Origin of the sequence: Corallococcus sp. CA054B (assembly GCF_003611625.1) — a bacterium.
Classification (GTDB): Bacteria; Myxococcota; Myxococcia; order Myxococcales; family Myxococcaceae; genus Corallococcus; species Corallococcus coralloides.
On record NZ_RAVY01000061.1, the window covers coordinates 1 to 20,493 of the forward strand.

The 20,493-nt window shown below is 69.9% G+C and carries 20 protein-coding genes; 17 read left to right on the forward strand and 3 right to left on the reverse strand.

Going from position 1 to position 20,493, the window contains the following annotated elements; all coding sequences use genetic code 11:
- The 5 genes from D7V80_RS17005 to D7V80_RS17025 all read left to right on the forward strand — a co-directional run.
- Positions 1-1,266, forward strand: a 1,266-nt coding sequence (locus D7V80_RS17005) for a hypothetical protein (protein ID WP_233585430.1), incomplete at its 5' end; no start/stop codon positions are given.
- 14 nt (positions 1,267-1,280) lie between these two features.
- On the forward strand, positions 1,281-2,000 hold the full coding sequence (locus D7V80_RS17010) for a VTC domain-containing protein (protein WP_120589161.1): 720 nt from the start codon (positions 1,281-1,283) through the stop codon (positions 1,998-2,000).
- 6 nt (positions 2,001-2,006) lie between these two features.
- Positions 2,007-3,719, forward strand: coding sequence for a dTMP kinase (gene tmk / locus D7V80_RS17015; RefSeq protein WP_120589162.1), 1,713 nt, complete (start codon positions 2,007-2,009; stop codon positions 3,717-3,719).
- Positions 3,720-3,724: 5 nt separating this feature from the next.
- Positions 3,725-4,435: a DUF4956 domain-containing protein gene (locus tag D7V80_RS17020; protein ID WP_120589197.1), complete on the forward strand. Its 711-nt coding sequence runs from the start codon at positions 3,725-3,727 to the stop codon at positions 4,433-4,435.
- Complete coding sequence (locus tag D7V80_RS17025; RefSeq protein ID WP_120589163.1) at positions 4,432-5,241, forward strand: hypothetical protein; 810 nt, start codon at positions 4,432-4,434, stop codon at positions 5,239-5,241. The genes D7V80_RS17020 and D7V80_RS17025 overlap by 4 nt, the downstream gene beginning before the upstream one ends.
- Positions 5,242-5,360: 119 nt before the next feature.
- On the opposite strand, the gene D7V80_RS17030 is transcribed toward D7V80_RS17025, so the two are convergent.
- The 3 genes from D7V80_RS17030 to D7V80_RS17040 form a co-directional block, all read right to left on the reverse strand.
- On the reverse strand, positions 5,361-5,789 hold the full coding sequence (locus D7V80_RS17030) for a hypothetical protein (RefSeq protein ID WP_120589164.1): 429 nt from the start codon (positions 5,787-5,789) through the stop codon (positions 5,361-5,363).
- Between the two features lie 378 nt (positions 5,790-6,167).
- Positions 6,168-6,584, reverse strand: coding sequence for a toxin-antitoxin system YwqK family antitoxin (locus D7V80_RS17035; protein WP_120589165.1), 417 nt, complete (start codon positions 6,582-6,584; stop codon positions 6,168-6,170).
- A gap of 29 nt (positions 6,585-6,613) precedes the next feature.
- Positions 6,614-6,811, reverse strand: a complete 198-nt coding sequence (locus D7V80_RS17040) for a hypothetical protein (RefSeq protein ID WP_120568406.1) — start codon at positions 6,809-6,811, stop codon at positions 6,614-6,616.
- A 207-nt stretch (positions 6,812-7,018) separates the two neighbouring features.
- Between D7V80_RS17040 and D7V80_RS17045 the strand changes: the two genes are divergently transcribed.
- From D7V80_RS17045 to D7V80_RS17100, 12 genes are all read left to right on the forward strand, one after another.
- Positions 7,019-8,701 carry a metallophosphoesterase gene (locus tag D7V80_RS17045; protein ID WP_120589166.1) on the forward strand — a complete coding sequence of 561 codons (1,683 nt, stop codon included), beginning with the start codon at positions 7,019-7,021 and terminating at the stop codon, positions 8,699-8,701.
- A gap of 264 nt (positions 8,702-8,965) precedes the next feature.
- A complete protein-coding gene (locus tag D7V80_RS17050; protein WP_370452505.1) occupies positions 8,966-10,330 on the forward strand; it encodes an RsmB/NOP family class I SAM-dependent RNA methyltransferase in 1,365 nt (454 codons plus the stop codon).
- A 36-nt stretch (positions 10,331-10,366) separates the two neighbouring features.
- Entirely contained in the window at positions 10,367-12,139 is a 1,773-nt protein-coding gene (locus D7V80_RS17055) for a M61 family metallopeptidase (RefSeq protein ID WP_120589168.1), read from the forward strand.
- A 13-nt stretch (positions 12,140-12,152) separates the two neighbouring features.
- Complete coding sequence (locus D7V80_RS17060; RefSeq protein ID WP_147447124.1) at positions 12,153-13,577, forward strand: tol-pal system YbgF family protein; 1,425 nt, start codon at positions 12,153-12,155, stop codon at positions 13,575-13,577.
- Between the two features lie 67 nt (positions 13,578-13,644).
- Complete coding sequence (locus tag D7V80_RS17065; protein ID WP_233585424.1) at positions 13,645-14,034, forward strand: carboxypeptidase-like regulatory domain-containing protein; 390 nt, start codon at positions 13,645-13,647, stop codon at positions 14,032-14,034.
- Positions 14,035-14,313: 279 nt separating this feature from the next.
- Positions 14,314-15,192, forward strand: a complete 879-nt coding sequence (locus tag D7V80_RS17070; protein ID WP_014398271.1) for a ribonuclease HII — start codon at positions 14,314-14,316, stop codon at positions 15,190-15,192.
- On the forward strand, positions 15,189-15,824 hold the full coding sequence (locus tag D7V80_RS17075; RefSeq protein WP_014398272.1) for a hypothetical protein: 636 nt from the start codon (positions 15,189-15,191) through the stop codon (positions 15,822-15,824). Before D7V80_RS17070 ends, D7V80_RS17075 begins: the two co-directional genes overlap by 4 nt.
- 81 nt (positions 15,825-15,905) lie before the next feature.
- The gene (locus D7V80_RS41820) at positions 15,906-16,799 is read left to right on the forward strand and encodes a peptidoglycan-binding protein (protein WP_233585426.1); all 894 of its coding nucleotides are present in this window, start codon (positions 15,906-15,908) and stop codon (positions 16,797-16,799) included.
- A gap of 54 nt (positions 16,800-16,853) precedes the next feature.
- Complete coding sequence (locus D7V80_RS43940) at positions 16,854-17,729, forward strand: hypothetical protein (protein ID WP_199738696.1); 876 nt, start codon at positions 16,854-16,856, stop codon at positions 17,727-17,729.
- An 81-nt stretch (positions 17,730-17,810) separates the two neighbouring features.
- Positions 17,811-18,173 (forward strand): DUF3060 domain-containing protein, encoded by a 363-nt coding sequence (locus D7V80_RS17090; protein ID WP_120589171.1) that lies wholly within the window; start codon positions 17,811-17,813, stop codon positions 18,171-18,173.
- A 160-nt stretch (positions 18,174-18,333) separates the two neighbouring features.
- Positions 18,334-19,527 (forward strand): C39 family peptidase, encoded by a 1,194-nt coding sequence (locus tag D7V80_RS17095; protein ID WP_147447125.1) that lies wholly within the window; start codon positions 18,334-18,336, stop codon positions 19,525-19,527.
- Positions 19,528-19,681: 154 nt separating this feature from the next.
- On the forward strand, positions 19,682-20,416 hold the full coding sequence (locus tag D7V80_RS17100) for a glycoside hydrolase family 16 protein (RefSeq protein WP_120589173.1): 735 nt from the start codon (positions 19,682-19,684) through the stop codon (positions 20,414-20,416).
- Positions 20,417-20,493 lie beyond the last annotated feature (77 nt).

The window sequence follows — 20,493 nt, forward strand, 5'->3', positions numbered from 1 at the left end:
GGGCTGGAGGAGAAGGGGTGGCGGCGCGGGCTGATCGTCGCGGTCCTCCTGGGCCTGCCGGCGGTCGCGGGCGCGGCGCCGGAACCGGACGAGGACGCGGCGGAGGGAGTGGACCGGCCGCTCGAGGTGTCCGGGGACGACGACGCGGCGAAGCCGGGGGACGGGACGGGTGACGCGCTGGCAGGCGCGGTGGCGCAGGCGATGCCTGGCGGCGCGCAGGGCCCCGTCATGGGTGCGCCGGAGCAGGTGACGGAGCCGGGCGCGCCGGTGCCGGACGCGGCGGTGCCGGGCAAGAAGAAGAAGAAGGACACGGGCCCCAAGGCGGACACGCTGGGCGAGGCGCCGGACGAAGCGGACAAGGTGGACGACAAGGGCGGGCCCCAGCAGCGGATCCGCGTGTTCGGCCGCGTGTTCGCGCGGGCCGCCGCGGACGAGCGCCAGAAGTACGAGCGCGACCTGGGCATCGAGTCCGCGCGCGTGGGCGTGGCCGCGTCGCTGTCCAACCTGGAGGCGGAGGTGAGCGCGGATCTCGCCTCCAAGACGATTCTCAAGGACGCGTTCGTGCGGCTGGCGGACGACGGCAAGCGCCTGCGGCTGTACGCGGGCCGCTTCAAGTCGCCCTTCCTCCAGCGCTCGCAGGAGTCGGCGTGGCGGCTGCCCATCCAGGAGCGCGGCCTGGTGGAGGACTACCTCACGGACACGAACGCGCTGGGCGGCCGTCGCCTGGGCGTGATGGGCGAGCTGCGCCTCAAGGAGGCGTGGGGCCTGAAGTTCTCCGCGGGCCTCTTCGAGGGCGGCGAGGACGCGACCGGGAAGCGGCTGAGCGAGGACGGCTCCGCGCGGCTGAGCATCCGTCCATTCAAGTTCCTCACGCTGGGCACGAGCACGTACCTGACGCAGGTGATTGACGGGACGAAGCAGTACGCGACGGCGGCGGATGCGGAGCTGAGCCTCTGGGGTCTGTCGGTGACGGGCGAGGCCGCGGTGGGCCGGCTGGCGCTGGGGCCGTTCCAGTCGCAGTCGGTGCTGGCCTACTGGACGGTGCCGGTGGGCCGCGAGGGGTGGGCTGTGCAACCGGTGGTGGGGGCGGAGGCGCTGCAATTGCAGGGTGGCATCCAGGCGGAAGGGCATTCGGTGACGGGGGGCTTCAACGTGTTGTTGGCGGATTCGTTCAAGGCGCAGGTCCAGGCGGAGCGTGCGCTCCGGCCGGGGGACGTGGTGCCCGCGCTCGAGCTGTCGGTGCAGCTCGCCACCCGCTTCCGTTGAGGAGACACCTGGAGATGATCTCGTTCGCTGAAGGCGAAGTGACGAAGCTGCGGCGTGAGTTCAAGCGCGTGCTGGAGGCCCCGGACGCCAAGGCGGTCTGCGCGAGGCTGTCGCAGGAGCTGGGGGGCTACCTGCCGCCGCCCACGCGCATCGTGTCGGTGTACTTCGACAAGCCGGGCCATCCGCTGGCGCGGCGCGCGCTGCTCACGCCGGACGACTGCCTCAAGGTGAGGACGAAGGAGTACTCGCCGGACGTGGGCGCCGCGGGCCGCGAGCGCGTGGTGCTGGAGGTGAAGCGCGAACACCGCGGGCTCACGCAGAAGCGGCGCGTGTGGGTGCCGCGCACGGAGCTGGGCCGGGCCCTCAAGGGCGGCGTGAGCCTGCTGCCGCTCATCGCGGGGGGCAGCCTGTCGCCGGTGCTGGCGGTGACGTACCGGCGGCACGTGTACCAGGTGTCGCAGGAGTGGCGCGTGACGGTGGACCGGGACATCGGCTTCCACGCCGTCTCGCCGGAGCTGGCCCTGTCGCCCGTGGCGCTGACGGTGGAGCGGCTGGGGCTGCCCGTGTGGGAGGACTCGCGGGTGGTGGTGGAGGTGAAGCACCTCGGGGCGGCGCTGCCCGAGTGGCTGGCGGCCCTCAATCCGGGGGGCGCGACGGCGTACAGCAAGTTCGCGGAGGGCATGGCGCGGGTGCATGCCTTCACATCAGGTGGCGTTGGGGTCGTAGGGGGTTAGGGCACCGTGTTCATCGATTTCGAAGGCATTGACGGCAGCGGCAAGACGACGCTGTCCAACCTGCTCGCGTCCCGGCTGAAGCGGCTGGGCTACAAGGTCGCGCACGCGCGCGAGGGGGGCGAGCTGCAGTCGCCCACCGCGCGGCGCATCCGCGACCTGACGCGCGACGCGCGGCTCCTGGAGATGGGCTCGCGCGCCGAGTTCTTCCTGAACCTGGCCCGCGACGCGCAGCAGCTGGAAGAGGTCATCGCGCCCGCGCTGAAGCGGGGCGAGGTGTGCATCACCGACCGCTACCTCTACTCGCAGCTGGCGCTGACGGGCGGCGGGCGGGGCCTGAAGGAGGAGCAGCTCCTGCCTTCCTGCGAGCTGGCGTCGCAGGGGCTGTGGCCGGACCTGGTCATCCTGGTGGACGTGGACCCGGACCTGGCGCGGCTGCGCAAGCGGCTGGGCAAGGTGCAGAGCGGCAAGGTGAACGACGCGGACAGCCGCAAGGGCCTGGTCGGCGCGGGGCTGGCGGTGCGCGTGCGCGAGGCGTTCCTGGCCCAGGCCCGGAAGGATCCGGCGCGGTGGATCATCCTGGAGAACAATGATCAGCCGCTGCGCGTGCTGGAGCAGCGCCTGGTGGAGGCCGTGGTCGCGCGGCTGGAGGGCCGTGAGCAGCCGGTGCAGCGGCTGGTCCCCGCCCCTCCCCCGCCCACGCCGGGCGCGGTGTCCGTGGACGACGTGGAGGAGCGCTTCTTCCAGGCGGTGGACAGCCTGGAGGCGCGCGAGCCGCAGCTGGCGGCGTGGCTGCTCAACGGCATCCCGGGCCTGCCCGCGCACCAGCGCCGGCTGGCGTACGCGGAGCGGCTGCCGGGCCTGGTGGCGCGCAGCCTGAACGGACTGGATGACGACACGGCGTGGACGCTGCGCGACGTGCTGTCGGCGAGCGTGCCGGTGGACGTGGCGGAGGGCCTGGGGTTCGTGACGTCGGCGCGCTCGCACGCGCTGCGGCAGCGGCTGTACGCGCAGGCGCCGGCGGCGGTGCTGGAGGGGCTCAAGCGCCAGGACTCGCCGGAGGCGTGGGCGCTGCGCGAGCGGGGCCTGAAGGACGGGCACCTGGCGGCGGTGCTGCTGGGCCTGGCCGGCGTGGACGGCGAGGAGTCCTGGGTGGTCCGCGAGGCGGGCATGCAGCGCAAGCTGTACTCGGAGGTGGCGCGCAGCCTGGGCGGCCTGAGCACGGAGCGCGCGGAGGCGCTGCGCGAGGCGCTGATTCCGCACGACCGGCTGGCGGTGCTGAAGAGCACCACGGGGCTGGAGACGCCGGTGGCGGTGGGCCTGCGTGAGCAGTTGGAGAAGGGAGCGCTGAAGCTGGTGCTGCGTTCGCTGACCGGCGTGGACACGCCGCGGGCCTGGGCGATGCGTGAGCGGGGCGCGCAGTCCACCAAGGAGGCGCTGGACTCCGTGGACGGGATGGACTCGCCGGCCGCGTGGAAGCTGAGGGCCTCCGCGGCGCGCCGGTGGCCTGCGACGGTGGTGTCGTCGATGCGCGGGCTGCCGCTGGTGGCGGAGACGCGGGCGCTGCTGGATCGCATCCTGGTGGAGCAGGCCGGGAAGCTGCCGGTGCTGCGCAACGCGTACGCGGTGGTGGCGCACGCCCGGGCGCTGGAGCAGGCGCAGCGGCCGGCGCGGGCCCTGGCGGAGACGCCGGGAGTGGACGCCGGGCGGCAGGAGGCATGACGCCCATGGAGGGTCCGTTCGGAGCGCTGTTCCAGGACGTGGAGCAGGAGCTGCAGGCGCTGTCGATGGGGGCCATCCTCCCCCGGCTGGTGGCGTCGGCGCTGATTGGCGCGGTGCTGTCGTCGCGGCCCTGGCGGGTGGTGCTGGGCAAGCCGCTGCCGAAGGTGGAGATGGTGCAGGCGCAGATCCTCCTCTGCGCGGCGGCGGCGGTGATTACCGCGGTGATTGGCAACAGCGTGGCGAAGGCGTTTGGCCTGGTGGGCCTGGGCGGGTTCGTGCGGTTCCGTTCCGGGCTGAAGGACCCGCGCGACGCGGCCATCCTGTTCCTGGTGATTGGCCTGGGCATGGCGTGCGGCCACGGGAACCTGGTGCTGGCGTGCGTGGGCACGGGGTTCGTGGCGGTGCTGCTCTTCGTGCTGGACCTGTTCGAGAAGAAGGCCGTGGCGGCGAAGGAAGCGAAGCAGCGGCTGGTGGTGTCCGCGCAGGCGGATGACCTGGTGCGGGCGGAGGCCACGCTGAGGGCGGCGCTGGGTGAGCGCAACGTGATGGTGAAGAGCTGCGCGATGGATTTCTCCGCGCGGCGCGTGGAGCTGGAAGTGGAGGAGCCGGAGCCGGGAAGCCTGGCGGCGGCGTTGGGACGGACGGAAGGGGCGCCCCTGCGGGGCCTGCGGTGGACGGCGGTGAGCGCGAAGGGCGCGCGGGAGGAGATGTCATGAAGTTCAGGAAACTGGCGGTGCTGTTCGCGGCGTGCGGAGCGTTCGCCGCCTGTGGTGGCGGTGGGAGCAGCCTGCCGACGGGGAATGATCCGGGCGCGCCCACGACGAACGCGGACGGCACGGTGGACCTGCCGGGCAACGCGGTGGACCCGGACAAGGGCGGCGGCACGAAGCCGGATCAGCAGGAGGAGCTGACGACGCTCTGGCCGCTGACCACGGGCACCACGTGGACCTACCGCATCACGGATGACGAGGAAGGCGTCTTCGACAAGGTGGTGACGGTGCAGGGCCCGGAGACGGTGCCGGGCACGACGATGACCGCCGTGAAGGTGCACAGCCGGCAGGACCGCACGAAGTCCGGCACGGTCTACGAGGAGAACTCCTGGCAGTTGGAGCTGACGAACGGCCTGGTGGTGCGCCTGCGTGAGGAGGACATCACGGACGGTCTGGCCACCAAGGCGACGACCTGGTCTCCGGCGATGATGAAGTCCCTGGCGGCGACGCCGGCCTCCGTGCCCTGGGAGCACCAGGATCAGGTGCGTGAGCTGATCACCTACGCGGCGGGCGGGACGGAGGGCAAGGACCCGAAGTACGTCTGGAAGGTGCTGGAGAAGGACGTCACGGTGACGACGCCCGCGGGCACGTTCACCAACGCCATCAAGGTCCAGCGCGACAAGCTGAACAAGAGCGGCGAGGTGAAGGAGGAGAAGCAGCGCATCTACTGGCTGGTCCCCGGCGTGGGCAAGGTCCGCGAGGACGGGCAACGCCTGGAGGAGCTGGTGTCCTACGACGTGAAGAAGCCGTAGGCCGCTGTTTCATCTGGATGGGATTGAAGCCCGGGTTGGCGCGAGGAACGCGCTGGCCCGGGCTCTTTAACGAGCGCGATTACTTCTTCAGTGAAATACGCTCTCCTCGAAGGCTCGGATCACCACTGGAGGTCGGAATAGGGCTTGCGGAAGGTATTCACCAGGGCCAGATGAACCCCGTGCTTGTCCAAATCAGGTTCCGCTTCAATGCGGTGCCGGAGGGTCTCCATGGCACTGGAGCAATCAAATGATTCGGTCCGCTGGCCGTCCACGAAGTGGAGCTCATGCACCACGCTGAACATCCAGATGGGCGAATAGGCATAGCTCATGAAGGCCTTTGCTCGAGATGCCAGCCCTTGAATGTAGCCACGCGCCACCACCAGTCCTCCGGTAAATGGAACGTGCCAGCCGAACTGCTCGTATACAGCCAGGAACGAGTCATCCTTGCTGAGGTGGGGCCGATGTCCCTGGAGAGCCTTCCCCTTCCCGTATTTGACCTTCAGTCGATCCAGCGGATTCAGGCCGATGCAGAACGTGTCGAGCAGCAACTGCTGCTGGTCGACCCGATACAGACAATCGAATCCCCGCTAGTACGCGGTCGAGATGCTGCGAGGCTCCAGCCCCTGCTGCCTGGGATCAAACAAGCCTGTTCCCTGGACGGACATCAGCGCCATGGGCCGCTGCTCGAACACGAGAACGTCTTGGACCTGTGCTGTCACGGGAATGGCTTTCCGGGCTGACCACCCTTGAGCCCCAATCTCAGATCGACCGCTCGGCCACAATCCCCACAGACGGTCTGCTCCACCCGCGTCGCCGACATCTGTCCTCCGGAAGGTTCGGCCTGAGTCTATCCGACGAACAGCTCCGGTATCCTCCGTGCCGCTCCGTCCCTGGTAATCCGGTTGCGCAAGCACAGGGTGCGCGCTTCACCAGTCGATAGGAGGCCCGTCGCCAAACGCCGCCCGAATCCTGGCGTTCAAATCGAAGGCCGGGTCATCCGGTGAGGCGCGCCAGTCCTTCTTCAGCTGCCCCGAGTGGCTCCAGCGCCGCTCCACCACACAGACGCCGTAGGCGTAGACACAATCTTCAATCATCGTGCCGTCAACGAGCCAGGCACGGGAGGTCCCGTGCCACCGGTTGCGCCAGTAGAAGACCTCCTCCGCGAGCAGCCCGGACTCGTGCCAGCCGCGCTCGGGGCCTTGCCGCAAGCCATCGACGTAGAAGGTTTCCTCGATGGGGATGCCTGAGCTGGACTCTACGTAGACGGACCCTGTGAAGGGCACGTCGTGGAGGAAGACCTGCTCGGCCTCCCACGTGAGCTCATCGTAGGTCTTGAGTCGCATCGGGCGCGGGCGTGTCGACGCGCCGGCCCTCAAGCCCGCGCGGCGTCATCGTACGACACGCGCAGGCCGTCGTACGTCACCGTGATGAACGGGCGCCCCATCCAGCCGCAGTGCGTACAGACCGCGTTCGGACCGGTCGCGGTGACCCGCACCGGCAGGTCCGACTCGCACACGGGGCACCCGGCTGGCAGGGTGTACTCTCGGGTCTGGGAGTGGACTTCGGTCATGGATTCAGGGGTAACGCAGCCTCCGGACGCCGCAAGGCGCCGCCCTGTTCCGCCTTCCCTGAAACATGCGACGCAGGCCCGTTCGTCTGCCTTTCCACCTCACCGGGCGCCCGCTCCCCTGCCTACCCCCGGATGTCTGATTCCCGGATGATCGTTGAACGATGAACGGTTGCGCCCCCGTCCCGAATGTCTCGGGCCGGAGGATTCATGGACCGGACGAAGTTTCTTTCGCTCACTGCCCTGGCTGCCCTTTTTGTCGGGGGCTTTGCCTCGTGTGACGCGCTCGCCCTGCCGCGTGATCCCTACCTCCAGAAGGTGGGCCCCGACACCGCCACCGTGGCGTTCCGGCTGTCGTCGAACTGCTCCAGCGCCCAGGTGCGCTACGGCGCGGGCAACACCAGCCAGACGGCGAAGTCGACCGCCACCGCGAAGATCCACGCCGTGGTCCTCACCGGCCTGTCTCCCGCCACCTCCTATACGTACTCCGTGGACGGCTGCGGTGAGACGACCCAGGCAAAGACCTTCACCACCGCCCCCGTGCCCGGCACGCGGCGCGTGCACTTCGCCGCGGTGGGCGACTTCGGCACCGGTGGCAGCGATCAGAAGAAGGTCGCCGCCTCCATGCTCGCCAACAAGCCGGAGCTCTTCGTTGCCCTGGGTGACAACGCCTACGCGTCCGGCACCGAGACCGAGTTCCAGACCAACCTCTTCACCCCCATGGCCGCCCTGCTCTCGCAGGTGCCCATGTTCGCCACGCCCGGCAATCACGAGTACGTGACCAAGGAGGCCCAGCCCTACCTGGACAACCTCTACCTGCCCACCAACAACGCGGAGGGCTCGGAGCGCTACTACTCGTTCGACTGGGGGCACGTGCACTTCGTGTCCATCGACTCGAACTGCGCCGTGGGCCTGGCGTCCGCGTCCAAGTGCACGCTCGCCGCGCAGAAGGCGTTCGTGGAGAAGGACCTGGCCGCCACCACGCAGCCGTGGAAGGTCGTCTTCTTCCACCACCCGTCCTGGTCCAGCGGAGAGCACGGCTCGCAGCTCACCATGCGCCGCCAGTTCGGCCCGCTGTTCGAGAAGTACGGCGTGGACCTGGTCCTCACCGGTCATGACCACGACTACGAGCGCAGCAAGCCCATGCGCGGTGACGCCGAGGCCGGCAAGAACGAGACGGGCATCCCCTACCTCGTCGTCGGCGGCGGCGGCGCCACCCTGCGCGAGTTCGCCACGTCGCGCCCGTCCTGGAGCGCCATCCGCGACAACGCGGCCCACGGCTTCCTCGACGTCGAGGTCGTGGAGGGCAACCTCACCGCGAAGCTCGTGAAGACGGACGGCGGCACGCTGGACTCGTTCACCCTCTCCAAGACGCTGCCCGCGCAGCCCGAGCAGCCCCAGGGCACGCTGAACGTCGCCGTGAACAGCGCCAGCGGCGCCGCGCCCCACACGGCCTCGTTCACCGCGACGGCCTCCCAGTCCGGCGCCACCGTCACCTGGGACTTCGGTGACGGCGGCACCGCGGAAGGCACCCAGGTCCAGCACGTCTTCGCCCGGGCCGGCACCTACACCGTGACGGCCACGGCCTCTGTCCAGGGCGCCGCCCCGCTGACGGCTACCTCCGTGGTCACCGTGACGGCCAACGGCACCACCGACCCCGGCACGGGCGAGGACCCCGGCACCGGCGCGGATGAGGACCCCGGCACCACGCCGTCCGACCCCGACCCTCGCCCCGACCTCCCCGCCACGCCCACGACGCCGGGCGTCACGCCAGGTGATGGGGATGACTCGAACGGGGGCGGTGGCTGCGCCGCCGGCCCGTCCGCCGCCCTGATTCCCGCCGCCGCGGCCCTCGTGGCCGGGCTCGTGCGCCGCCGGCGCCGCGACCGCTGAGCCCCGGAGGCCCAAGGCCCGGAAGGGCCTGAAGCGGCTCCCAGACGCCTCCGGACGGCCCTTCCAGGGCATTCCGGGGGCGTCTTTTGCGTTCCCTGCTTGTCAACGTCACCCGGGGATGCAAAGGCCCCATGCGACATGGCCACGACTCGTAAGCCTGGACCTTCCCGCAGTGGCGCCCCCAAGTCCGGCGGGCCCCGCACGTCCCGCCCTGGCGCGCCGAAGAAGCGCAAGGACGCCGGTGGACGCGCCGACAAACCGAAGATGAGCCGCGCCCAGCATGAACGCGCGCGCCCCAACCCCAACCGGCCCCTGCGCGAGGACCTGGTCCTCCAGGCGTGTCTGGAGGCCTATGGCGGCGTGCGCCGCGAGAACCGCCTGTCCGACCGCGCCCTGGAGTTCGTGCTGCGCCGCAAGACGGCCCTGTACTCCACCGAGCGCCGCGCCGTGGCCGAGCGCGTCTATGCCCTCCTGCGCCGCCAGCGCACCGTGGACTTCCTCCTGGAGAAGTCGCACCGGAAGTTCGACGCGCTGGACGCCACCCGCCAGGACGTCATGCGGCTCGCCGCGTCCCGCATCCTCCACGGCGAGGACCCCACCTACGTCGCGCGCTCCAGCGGGCTCACCGGCCCGGACGTGTCCGTGCTCGACCGCCTGCCGGACGCCGCCGCGGAGCTGGACGCCCTGCCGGAAGCGAAGCGCTTCCCCATCGCCGCGTCGCTGCCGGACTTCCTCGCGGACCGCTTCAAGGCCGTCTTCGGCAAGGACGCCGCGAGAGCCGCCGAGGCCATGAACGAGCGCGCCCCGCTCATCGTCCGCGCCAACACGCTCAAGGGCGACCGCGCCCAGCTCCAGGAGCGCCTGGCCGCGGAGGACGTGGAGTCCACGAAGCCCACCGCGCTGTCCCCCTTCGGCCTCGTCATGGAGACGCGGCTCAACCTCTTCTCCCTCCAGGACTTCAAGGACGGAGGGTTCGAGATTCAAGACGAGGGCAGCCAGCTGCTGGGCATGCTCGTGGACGCGCCGCCCACCCGCGTGGTGGACGCGTGCGCGGGCGCGGGCGGCAAGACGCTGCAGTTGGCCGCGCAGATGAAGAACCGCGGCGACCTGCACGCGCTGGACGTGGACGAAGGCCGCATGGAGGACCTGCGCAAGCGCGCGCGCCGCGCCGGCGTGCACAACGTGCGCACGCAGCTCATCCCGCATGAAGGCCCGGACGCGGACGCCGCGCTCACGCCCCTGAAGGGTCAGGCGGACCGCGTGCTGGTGGACGCGCCGTGCAGCGGCACCGGCACCTTCCGCCGCAAGCCGGACGCGCGCTACCGCCTCTCGCCGGAGGACCTGGAGATGCACGTGGGCCGGCAGAAGGCCCTGCTCGCGCGCTTCGCCATGCTGGTGAAGCCCGGCGGCCGGCTCATCTACGGCACGTGCAGCGTGCTGCGCGAGGAGAACGAGGACGTGGTGGAGGACTTCCTCTCCAAGCACCCCGACTTCAGCGTGCGCCCCGTGGCGGAGGTGCTGGGCGCGGAGCTGGGCGCGAAGCTCGGCCCCGGCCCGTACCTGCGTCTGGCCCCGCACACCCACGGCACCGACGGCTTCTTCGGCGCCGTGCTCGTCAAGGCGAAGTAACCCCGCGGTCCCCCCATAGAGAAAGGCCCTCCGTCCATGTCGCTCGCCGTCCACTACCGCGTCGCCATGCCCCGCCCGCATGCGCATCTGTTCGAGGTGGAGGCGAGCTTCCCCGCCGGGCCTGACCTGCTCGACGCGGTGATGCCGGTGTGGACGCCGGGCAGCTACCTGGTGCGCGAGTACGCCCGCCAGGTGCAGGACGTCACCGCGCGGGGCCCGGACGGCCAGCCCCTGCCGGTGCGCCGCGTGGACAAGCGCACCTGGCGCGTGGACGCGAGGGGACAGGCCGTCACCCTGTGCTACCGCGTCTACGCGAACGAGCTGTCCGTGCGCACCAGCCACCTGGACGGCAGCCACGCCTACTTCAACGGCGCCACCGTGTTCCTCTACACGGAAGAAACGCGCACCCTGCCCCACCACGTCACCGTGGACGCGCCGCAGGGCTGGCGCACGTTCTGCGCGCTGGACTCGGAAGGGGCCACCTTCCACGCGCCGGACTACGACACGCTCGTGGACAGCCCCTTCGAGGTGGGCCCGCACACGCCGCTCACCTTCACCGTCGCGGGCGTGCCGCACGAAGTGGTGGTGTGGGGCGACAGCGTGCCGGACGCGGACCGGCTGTGCGCGGACATGCAGCGCGTCTGCGAGGCCCAGGCGCGCATGTACGAAGGCCTGCCGCTCAAGCGCTACCTGTTCCTCGTCTACCTCACCGACAAGGGCCGCGGCGGCCTGGAGCACCAGGCCTCCACCGCGCTGCTCTTTCCGCGCACGGGCCTGGCCTCGCACCGGGGCTGGGAGGACTTCCTCACCCTGGTGGCGCACGAGTACTTCCACCTGTGGAACATCAAGCGGGTGAAGCCGCGCGCGCTGGTGCCGTTCGACTACTCGCAGGAGAACTACACCACGCTCCTGTGGGCCTTCGAGGGCGGCACCGCCTACTACGACAACCTCTTCGTGCGCCGCGCGGGCCTGATGTCCCCCACGCGCTACCTGGCCCGGCTGGGGGAGACCTTCTCCCTGCTGCACTCCACGCCGGGCCGCCGCGTGCAGACGCTCACGGAGGCGTCGCTCGTCAGCTGGGTGAAGCACTACCGCCCGGACGAGCACTCCACCAACAGCGCCATCTCCTACTACCTGAAGGGGGAGGTGGTGTGCGCGCTGCTGGACCTGGAGGTGCGCCGCGCCACCCGCGACGCGAAGTGTCTGGATGATGTCATGCGGTTGCTGTGGCAACGCCATGGCGACGGCTCCGGCGTCCCCGAGGATGGCGTGGAGCGGGCCGCGAGCGAGGTCGCGGGCGTGGACCTGACGCCCTTCTTCGACCGGGCGGTGCGCTCCACGGAGGACCTGGACTATGGCGTCTTCGCGCACGTGGGGCTGGAGGTGTCCTTCCGCGTGCGGGAGGCCCCCAACGACAAGGGCGGCACGCCGCCACGCCTCAAGGGTGAGCCCAGGCCCAAGGGCTGGCTGGGCGTCACCGTGCGCGGCTCCTCGACGCTGTCCACCGTCCCGGAGGGCACGCCCGCGCTGGACGCGGGCCTGTATCCGGAGGACGACGTGGTGGCGCTGGACGGCTGGCGCGTGGACGGCGCGGGGCTCATCGCCCGCTGCGAGGACAAGCGCCCCGGCGACACCGTGCGGGTGACGCTGTTCCGCCGCGACCGCCTGATGGAGGTGCCGGTCGTCCTGGGTCAGAAGCCCGCGGACGCCGCGTGGCTGCAGCGCGTGGAGCGCCCCACGGACGCGCAGAAGGCCGCGTTCCAGGCGTGGCTCGGAGCCCCCTGGGACGAGACTCCCGGCCCGGCATAGGCTCACGGGCCGTATGGCCCCTTCCCTCCCTGCCCCTCCTTCCTGCGCCGGACACCCGGGCGCCGCCGCCGGCTGGCGCTGCGAGCACTGCGAGGCCCTGCTGTGCCCCGCGTGCGTGGAGACCCGGCGCATGGGCACGGTGGAGTACACCGTGTGCGGCCGGTGCGGGGGCACGGCGAACGTGCTCTTGCGCCACCGCTCCCAGCGCGCCCTCCGGACCCGCCTGCTGGGCGCGCTGCGCTTTCCCTTCACCGTCCCGGGCCTTCAGACGCTCCTGGCCGTCAGCCTGATGCTGACCGTGCTGCGCGTGTTCGGGATGGGCGTGCGCATCCTCGTGGTGCTGCCCATGGCGCTCGGGCTGGGCATCTTCTGGTCCGCGTTCTTCGCGCTGGTGCGCGGCACTGCGCGGGGCGACGCGGATCCGGAGAGCCCCGGCTTCACCAGCCTCGTCCAGGACAACATCGTGCCGGGCCTGCGCGGCCTGGGCGTCACCGTGGGCGTCTTCGCGCCCGCGCTCGCTCGCGCCTGGCACCTGCTGCCCTCCGCCTCCGCGTTCGACAACATCGGGCGGGTCATGCTCCTGCAGCAGACCCTGTGGGAGCCCGTCGTGCGCGGGGACCTGCTCTTCTGGGGGCTCGCCGGACTGGGGCTCCTGTGGATGCCCTGGGCGCTGCTGCTGGCCGCCACGTCGCAGTCGGTGTTCGCCGCCTTGAATCCCTTGCGCACGCTCAGGTGTCTGCGGACGGTGGGGGGCGACGCGGGGTGGGTGACGGGCGTGTTCGTGCTGCTGGCGTTCGTCCACGCCGGGATGCACCTGGCCGCGGCATGGGTCTTCTACCTGCCCGTGCCCTTCGTCTCCGGATGGCTCGCGGAGGCGCTCACGTGCCTGGTGCCCTTCGCCACCGCGAGCCTGCTGGGGCTCGTGCTGTACGTGCACGGGGACGCGATGGGCTACCTGCCCGCGCGAGACTTCCTGGAGCCCACGCTGGGTGACACCGCGCCCCAGCGCGCGCCCGTGCCCCTGCGCGAGTCCCCGGTGCCCGAGGCTCCGGTGCCCGACGCCGCCGGAGTCGAAGCGCGGGTGGCCGAGCTGGGCGCGGCGGTGGCGGCGCGCGACGTGGCGAAGGCGCTCGCGCTGTATGGCGCGCTCCACGTTCTGCCCCGCCTGAAGCTTTTGCCTTCACACCATCTGTTCATTGGCCAGGCCGCGGCAGTGGAAGGAGATTTCCCATTGTCGGTCAAAGCGTTGGAAGCCGCGGCGGACACGGCGCCGGATGAACCCACCGCGCCCCGCGCGCTGGTGCTGCTGGCGCGCGTGCAGGGGGAGAAGTTGGGAAACACAGTGCGCGCGGAGGAGATCTACCGGTACATCGTGCATCGTTATCCGGACACGGAGGCCGCACGTTTTGCCCATGCGCGGCTGCCGCCCGCCGCTTGAGCCACGCATTGCAGCCCCCGTCCCCCGGTACCAGATTCCGTGCATGGGACGGGTTGGGGGCGTGGGGATGGGGACGAAGTGGAAGCGGTATGGTTGGTTGGGGCTCCTCGCGAGCGTGCTGGTGACGGGCTGTGATGATGCCCCCAGCGCGAACCGGCACGAGGACACCTGCGCGGAGCCGAGGTCGCTGCGCGTGGAGGTGATGTCGTCGGACGGCGCGTACATCCAGGGCGCGTCCGTGACGGCCACCAACCTGGAGAGCAACGTCAGCATCACCGGCGTGACGGATGACCGGGGCATCACCACGGCCATCAACGAAACGCTCGCGCCCAGCCCCATCCGCGTGGTGGCCACGGCGGGCTCGCACGTGACGCGCGCGGAGCGCGTGGAGTGGACCTGTGACGCGTGTCACTGCACGCCTGTTCCCGACACGGTGACGCTCAAGCTCCAGGATTGAGCCGGAAGACCCGCCAGTGAGGGCCGGCGGGCGCGGAAAATCCGCCGCTTCAGGCCGTGGGGCGGTTGTGCACACCCACCTGTGCGCGGTACCACTTACGCCATGCGTCAAACCCGCATGCGCGCGTCCGCGTCGGTCCGGCTCTCCCACGGCCTTGCCGCACGCCCGTCTGGCCTGACGGCGTGCGAGCGGGCGTGTTGTCGCGGCACTGGTGCTCCCCCACTCCAGTAAGCCGTGCAACCGCGCTACCCGCCGGGTAGGCAATCCCGAAGGTCCCCCATGTCCGCAGAGAGTGTGCAGGCGCTGCTCGAATGCTCGGTCACCGAGCTGACCGGGCGGTTCGTCACCCAGGCGCAGCCCATCCCACAGGGGCTGCTGGAAGCGCTGGAAGCAGATCCCCGTCAGGGCGCGCAGACGCTCGCGCGCAAGTTGCGCTCGCGTCAGGAGAAGAACCGGGCGGAGGGGCAGCGGCTGCGGCACCTGCTGAAGTTCGAGACGGAGCTGTGGGAGCAGGGCCTGCTGAAGGTCGCGGGCGTGGACGAGGCGGGCATGGCGCCGCTCGCGGGCCCCGTCGTCGCGGCGGCGGCCATCCTGCCCCGGGGTTACAAGCTCAAGGGGCTGGACGACTCGAAGAAGATCCTGGACCCGGACAAGCGCGAGGCGCTGGCGGAAGCGCTCAAGCGCGACGTGGTGGCGTGGGCGGTGGGCCGGGCGGAGGTGGAGGAGATTGATCAGCTCAACATCTACCACGCGGGCCTGCTGGCCATGCGGCGCGCGGTGGAGGGGCTGGGGCTGACGCCGGACTACGTGCTGGTGGACGCGCGCACGATTCCCCAGTGCCCGGCTCCTCAGCGCGGCATCATCAAGGGGGACTCGCTGTCGCTGAGCATCGCGGCGGCGTCCGTGCTGGCGAAGACGACGCGCGACCGGCTGATGGCCCAGTTGGATGCGCAATATCCCGGCTACGGCCTGGCGGCGCACAAGGGCTACCCCACCGCGCAGCATGTGCAGGCCATCCAGGCCTTGGGCGTGCTGCCCATCCACCGCCGGAGCTTCGGTCCGGTGCGCGAGGCGCTCGGACTGGCGCAGCCCTCCGGGCCCGTCCCGATGCAATCGGAGCTGTTCGCCGCTACTCCTGCCCCGATGGCGAAGCGATGAGCGCGGACAGGGACATCGACGGGTGGTTGGCGGAGCGGGGCGTCACGCTGATGGACGCGCGTGCGCGGGCGAGGGGCGTATTGGAGGAGGCAGGCCTCACGCGGCCGGGCAAGGCGCGGATGAGCGAGCCCAAGCTCCTGCGAGCGGCCGAGGTGTTGTCCGAGCGCTTCTTCCAGGTGTGCGCGGATCCCGGCTGCATCCAGGTGGCGTCGGCGAGCGGCCGGGAGCCTTTGCGTGTCGAGCCCCGGAGCCACTGCGCTCGATGCGGCGGTTCCGCCAACCGGCGCGCGGAGGTGGCGTTCCTGGAGATGTGCCATCAGCGCGGTGTCCAGCGCGTGGTGGTGGTGGGCGGCTCGCCCGCGGTGCGTGAGGAACTGGAGGCGAAGCTGAGCGGCCCCATCTCCCTGCGCATGGTGGACGGCACGGAGCGCCGCACGGCGGACCGCGCGAAGAGCGACCTGGAGTGGGCGGACCTGGTGCTGGTGTGGGGCGCCACGGAGCTGCACCACAAGGTGTCCACCCACTACACGCACCTGGCGTCCTCGCATCACCGCAAGGTCGTGCACGTGGTGCGCCGGGGCGTGGCCGCGCTGCTGGACGAGGCGATGATTCATTTGCAGCGCGCGCGCTAGGAAGCAAGGCGCGCCTCGGAAGGAGGCTCCCGCTTCTGGCGCCTCCCCGAGCCGATTCGCATGTTGCCGGCAGGAGGCCGCATGCGAAGGAAGACACAGACGTCCCGGGCAAGGACAGGCAAGGCTCGCAAGCGGAAGGCCCCCGCCGGCTACAGCCGGGCAGAGGCGCCGAGCCTCCCGTTGAAGGGCTACACGCTGCCCGCGGTGGACCTGGAGCGCGGCTCGAGTGGTACGGGCGTGAGGCAACTCCAGACCGCGCTGGTGAAGCTGGGCCACATGACCCAGGCGCAGGTGGACACGGGCCCTGGCACCTTCGGTGCCCAGACGGAAGGCTCGCTCAAGAAGTTCCAGAAGGCGCACGGCGTGGATGCCATTGGCGTCTATGGCCCGAAGACGCGCGCGGCGTTCAAGGCCTTGGGCGCGACCCTGGATGACGCGGAGACGCCCCCGACCCCAACAGGGCTTCGCGAGAAGATCGTCGCGGAGGGCCTGTGGGGTGCCGCCAACCAGGACCAGATCCACTACGCGCAGATCCGCCCGATTGATGGCATCCGGCTGCGCCACAAGCTGCCGCTCGACATCGACTGCTCGGGCTTCGTGACGCTTTGCTACAAGTGGGCGGGCGCTCCCGACCCCAATGGCAACCGTTACAGCGGCGCGGGATACACCGGCACGCTGGAAGCCCACATGCTTCACATTCCGTTGTCCCAGGTCCAGCCCGGGGACCTCTGCCTCTGGCAGGGCAAGCATGTGTCGTTGGTCATCCAGGGCGGCGCGGATCCCCTGCTCATCTCCCACGGCTCGGAAGCAGGCCCCTATGAGATCCGGACGTCGGCCCAGAAGAAGTGGTACCCGGCGGGGACTCGCCTCATCTGGCTCACCTCTCCCCTTCGAGCGAAGGCGGGAGCGCGGAGGACGCTCAGCCGCGAGGACAAGGCGCGCGGAGACCCTCCCGCGGAGGAAGGGCTCTTCTGAAAGCGCGAAAAGCGCCATGATGGACGCCTGGAGTTGCGAACCCAGGAGCCCTGCGTGCGAAGCCTCTCATTCCGGATCACCTGCCTCGTCCCGGCGCTCGTCGTGCTGGGCGGTTGTGAGCGTCAGGAGAAGCCCCCCGCGCCCACGCGGGCCGAGCCTGCTCCGGTCAAGGTCAGCACACCCGCGCCCTCGCGGAGCACCACCGAGCAGGAGCTGCGCGAGCGGCTGCGGTGCGAGGCGCTCCTGGGCCTCAGCGGGCTGTTGGTGGGCCAGCAGGAGTACTTCGGGGAGAAGGACACCTGGACCCCGGACGTCACCCGACTCCCCACCCCGGCGGCGTGCGCGGATGGCAGCCGCGTGCCCGCGCCGGACGCCACCTGGCTCGCGGGTTGCCACTTCCGCTATGCGGTCTCGGTGGCCGGCTCGATGCCCGACGACAGCACCTTCAGCGTGCGCGCGGTGGGCGTGGGCGGACTCGCCGAAGGGCTCACGTACTCCATGACGCATGGGTACGCGGACGGGAAGCTCGTGCGCGTGTGGCCCTCGGAGCTCGTCCTCGAGGACTGCCATGGCGTGCGCAGGCCGGAGGGAACGCCCCTGCCCGCCCCGCTGTGCGAGGGCGTCTTCAACCTGAAGTCGCTCTTCACGGCGCAGAAGTCGTACTTCGGAGAGAAGGACCGCTACTCGGAGAGCGCCTCCCAGGTGGGCTTCCTTCCGGAGCCCTGCCTCGACGGCTCCCGGGCGCCGGTGCCCGATGACACGTGGATTGGAGGCTGCCGCTTCATCTACCGCGCCGAGGTCTCAGGCACGGCGCCGGAGCAGACCTTCCTCCTCACCGCGCGCGGAATGAGTGGCCCCGTGGTGGAACAGAAGCTGACGCTGGACTCCCAGTACACCTGGAGCCCCGCGGATCCGGGCTGCGCGCCCTGACGTGTTGAATCTTTCGTCGCCCGTCACGTAGATGGGGGCCGTGCGGCATCAGGCCGGCACCACTCGTCGGGGGACAAACGGATGAACAAGAAGTTCGGCACGGCAGTGTTCATGATGGCGGCATGTGCCTTCGGGCCGATGACGGCCGTCGCGCAGGAGGCGTCGGGCAACATCGACATCACCGGCAATGACGAGACTGCGACCCACGCCTGTGCGCCGGGCAGCACGGTGGAGATCACCGGCAACGCCAACACCGTGACGCTGACCGGTGAGTGCAAGAGCGTCACGGTGAACGGCACCGACAACAAGGTGAAGGTGGAGGCCACCGGTGCCATCTCCGTGACGGGGGCCTCCAACTCCGTCACCTGGAAGCGCGGCCACGGCAAGTCGAAGCCGAAGGTCAGCCGCACCGGCACGGACAACAAGGTCACGCAGGAGAAGTAGCCGCCGGCCCCCGCGCCCGCTTCATCATGGAAGCGGGCGCGGGGATGCCCCGGGATGGGGCCCGAATTAATCCCATTTAACTCGCCGGCCGGGGCCCCCCAGCGCTTTCATCTCCCCATCCGCACGGCGCTGTCGCGCCGTGTAGAGGGGGAAGTGACACATGTTTTCTGATGGAATCCGCCGTGCCCTGGGACCTGTGCTGCGCACCGTCGCGAACGCCGCCGTGGAGAAGGGGGTCGCACCGCCGCTCCAACCCGCCGCCAAGGCCGTCGCGAACTTCGCCGTGTCCTCGTTCGAGCGCGGCACCTCGCCCAAAGTCGTGCTGAATCCGCCTCCTGTCGTCGTGCAGCGGCCGCCGGTCGACCTGACGCCGACGCCGAACGTGCAGGGAGATCAGAACATGGCCCCGGGGGAGTGGCTGATCGTCTCCTCCCCGGAGAACGTCTACCTGCGTCCGGGGCCGAGCGCGGAATCCGGGCAGAGCGTCCTCTTCTACAAGGGAACGAAGCTGCAAGTCGCCACGCCGCCGGACAATGGCCCCGCGGTCCGGGGCGACTTCGTCTACGTCCAGGATGCCAACAGGCAGAAGCAGGGCTGGGTCCGCATGAGCCACACCGCGGAGATGACCGAGGCCGATACCAAGACGTATCGGGCCAGTCGCAACCAGTCGGACGCCGCGGACGCGTACCAGGGCATCTACGTCAATCAGTTCGACGCGGAGACGCAGGTGGGAGGCGATGGCCGTAACGCCAACTGCGGCCCCACCGCCACGCTCATGGCGTTTCTCAAGCAGGGGCTCGAAATCCCCTCCATCCCTGGCATTACGCACAACGGCACTGCCGGAGCGGACGTGCAGGCCGTGCGCTACTGGGGCAATCGCCTGACCGACACCAACAGCGACGGCGTGACGACCAACCCCCAGGGAGGGACGGAGTACTCGCTGACGACGGAGAACTCTCAATACACCGGCTTCCAGGACGTGAAGAACGCGGTGACGGCCGCGCGCGGAAGCTGGGCGAAGGTGGACGCGAACTCGGAGAGCATCAAGGAGGCCATCGAGTCAGGAATGTCGGTGGTCATCTCCGGGAACTTCGTCGAGGCGCCCGCGCAGGGCTCCGAGAATACCGACCCGGTGGTCAAGAGCGACACGTGGGCGCAAGGTGGCGGTGCCCAGGAGCACCTGGTCGCGGTGGTGGGCATGACGCCGGAGGGCAACTTCATCGTGTGCGATCCGGCGGCCGCGGTCCGCACGCCCCTCGAGGTCACGCCCGCCGAGCTGGATGCCTTCATGCGCGGCAACGCGGGCGCCATCGGCATCTATGATCCGACGCCCGGGCCGCGCTCGGGGGCATAGCCGGCGCTGCGCAGGGATGCTGGGTTTGATTCCCGCCGCCTTCACGCCCAGAAGCCCGGCAGCCTCACAGGCTCCATGGACTTTCACTCCCTGGAATACCAGGATATGCTGAAAAGTGTTTCTTGTTGGAACCCTTTTCGAAGTGGGGGCATCCATGCGCGGCGCACAGGTCTTCGGTATCGCTCTCGTCTCCAGCATTGCCTTCGCTCCGCTCGCGGAGGCGAAGAGCGTCTCCTTCTCAGGCTATCAATGGGAGGTGCGCAGCGGTCAGGGGGGGCCGGGGCCCAATACGTGGGATGACCGCAACGCCTGGGTGGATGCGAACGGCCACCTCCACCTGAAGATTGCGTGGCGCGATGGACGCTGGACGACGGCGGAGGTCTACATGCCGCAGCAGCGGCTGGGGTATGGCACCTACCAGTTCAAGGTGATTGGCCGGCCGGACCTCTTCGACGACAACGTGGTCCTGGGCCTGTTCAACTACACGCGTCCCGACGTGGGCCCGGACGCCACGAATGAAATCGATATCGAGTTCGCGAAGTGGGGCGGCAGTCAGCCGCAGATGGGCAACTGGGCCGTGTACCCCGCGGTGACGGGTGTCCCCTACTCCCATCAGGCCTACTCCATCAGCCTGGGGGGGACCTACTCCACCCACCGCTTCCAGTGGTCGTCGACGCAGGTCTTCTTCCAGGCGTTGCATGGCCACCAGGATGGCAACGCCAATCAGATGGCCAGCTGGCTCTTCAATCCGCCGGATTACGTCCAGCGCATTCCCCAGAACCCCCTGCCCGTCCACATGAACTTCTGGCTCTTCCAGGGACGTGCACCCAAGAACGGGCAGGAGGCGGAGATCGTCATCGCGGAGTTCAAGTTCATCCCCGCCCCGTAGCCGTCGGCTCCCGGTAGAAAGGTGACGCATCCAGGTCCGTCTTACTTGAAAAACGGACTTAATTAGTTTTCGCTTGG

Coding starts and splice junctions, on each gene's coding strand:
- D7V80_RS17025 (WP_120589163.1), top strand. CDS start 4,432: ATGAAGTTCAGGAAACTGGCGGTGCTGTTCGCGGCGTGCGGAGCGTTC.
- D7V80_RS17035 (WP_120589165.1), bottom strand. CDS start 6,584: ATGCGACTCAAGACCTACGATGAGCTCACGTGGGAGGCCGAGCAGGTC.
- D7V80_RS17100 (WP_120589173.1), top strand. CDS start 19,682: ATGCGCGGCGCACAGGTCTTCGGTATCGCTCTCGTCTCCAGCATTGCC.
- D7V80_RS17045 (WP_120589166.1), top strand. CDS start 7,019: ATGGACCGGACGAAGTTTCTTTCGCTCACTGCCCTGGCTGCCCTTTTT.
- D7V80_RS17095 (WP_147447125.1), top strand. CDS start 18,334: ATGTTTTCTGATGGAATCCGCCGTGCCCTGGGACCTGTGCTGCGCACC.
- D7V80_RS17090 (WP_120589171.1), top strand. CDS start 17,811: ATGAACAAGAAGTTCGGCACGGCAGTGTTCATGATGGCGGCATGTGCC.
- D7V80_RS17065 (WP_233585424.1), top strand. CDS start 13,645: ATGGGGACGAAGTGGAAGCGGTATGGTTGGTTGGGGCTCCTCGCGAGC.
- D7V80_RS17010 (WP_120589161.1), top strand. CDS start 1,281: ATGATCTCGTTCGCTGAAGGCGAAGTGACGAAGCTGCGGCGTGAGTTC.
- D7V80_RS17060 (WP_147447124.1), top strand. CDS start 12,153: ATGGCCCCTTCCCTCCCTGCCCCTCCTTCCTGCGCCGGACACCCGGGC.
- D7V80_RS17050 (WP_370452505.1), top strand. CDS start 8,966: ATGAGCCGCGCCCAGCATGAACGCGCGCGCCCCAACCCCAACCGGCCC.
- D7V80_RS17055 (WP_120589168.1), top strand. CDS start 10,367: ATGTCGCTCGCCGTCCACTACCGCGTCGCCATGCCCCGCCCGCATGCG.
- D7V80_RS41820 (WP_233585426.1), top strand. CDS start 15,906: ATGCGAAGGAAGACACAGACGTCCCGGGCAAGGACAGGCAAGGCTCGC.
- D7V80_RS17020 (WP_120589197.1), top strand. CDS start 3,725: ATGGAGGGTCCGTTCGGAGCGCTGTTCCAGGACGTGGAGCAGGAGCTG.
- D7V80_RS17070 (WP_014398271.1), top strand. CDS start 14,314: ATGTCCGCAGAGAGTGTGCAGGCGCTGCTCGAATGCTCGGTCACCGAG.
- D7V80_RS17075 (WP_014398272.1), top strand. CDS start 15,189: ATGAGCGCGGACAGGGACATCGACGGGTGGTTGGCGGAGCGGGGCGTC.
- D7V80_RS17040 (WP_120568406.1), bottom strand. CDS start 6,811: ATGACCGAAGTCCACTCCCAGACCCGAGAGTACACCCTGCCAGCCGGG.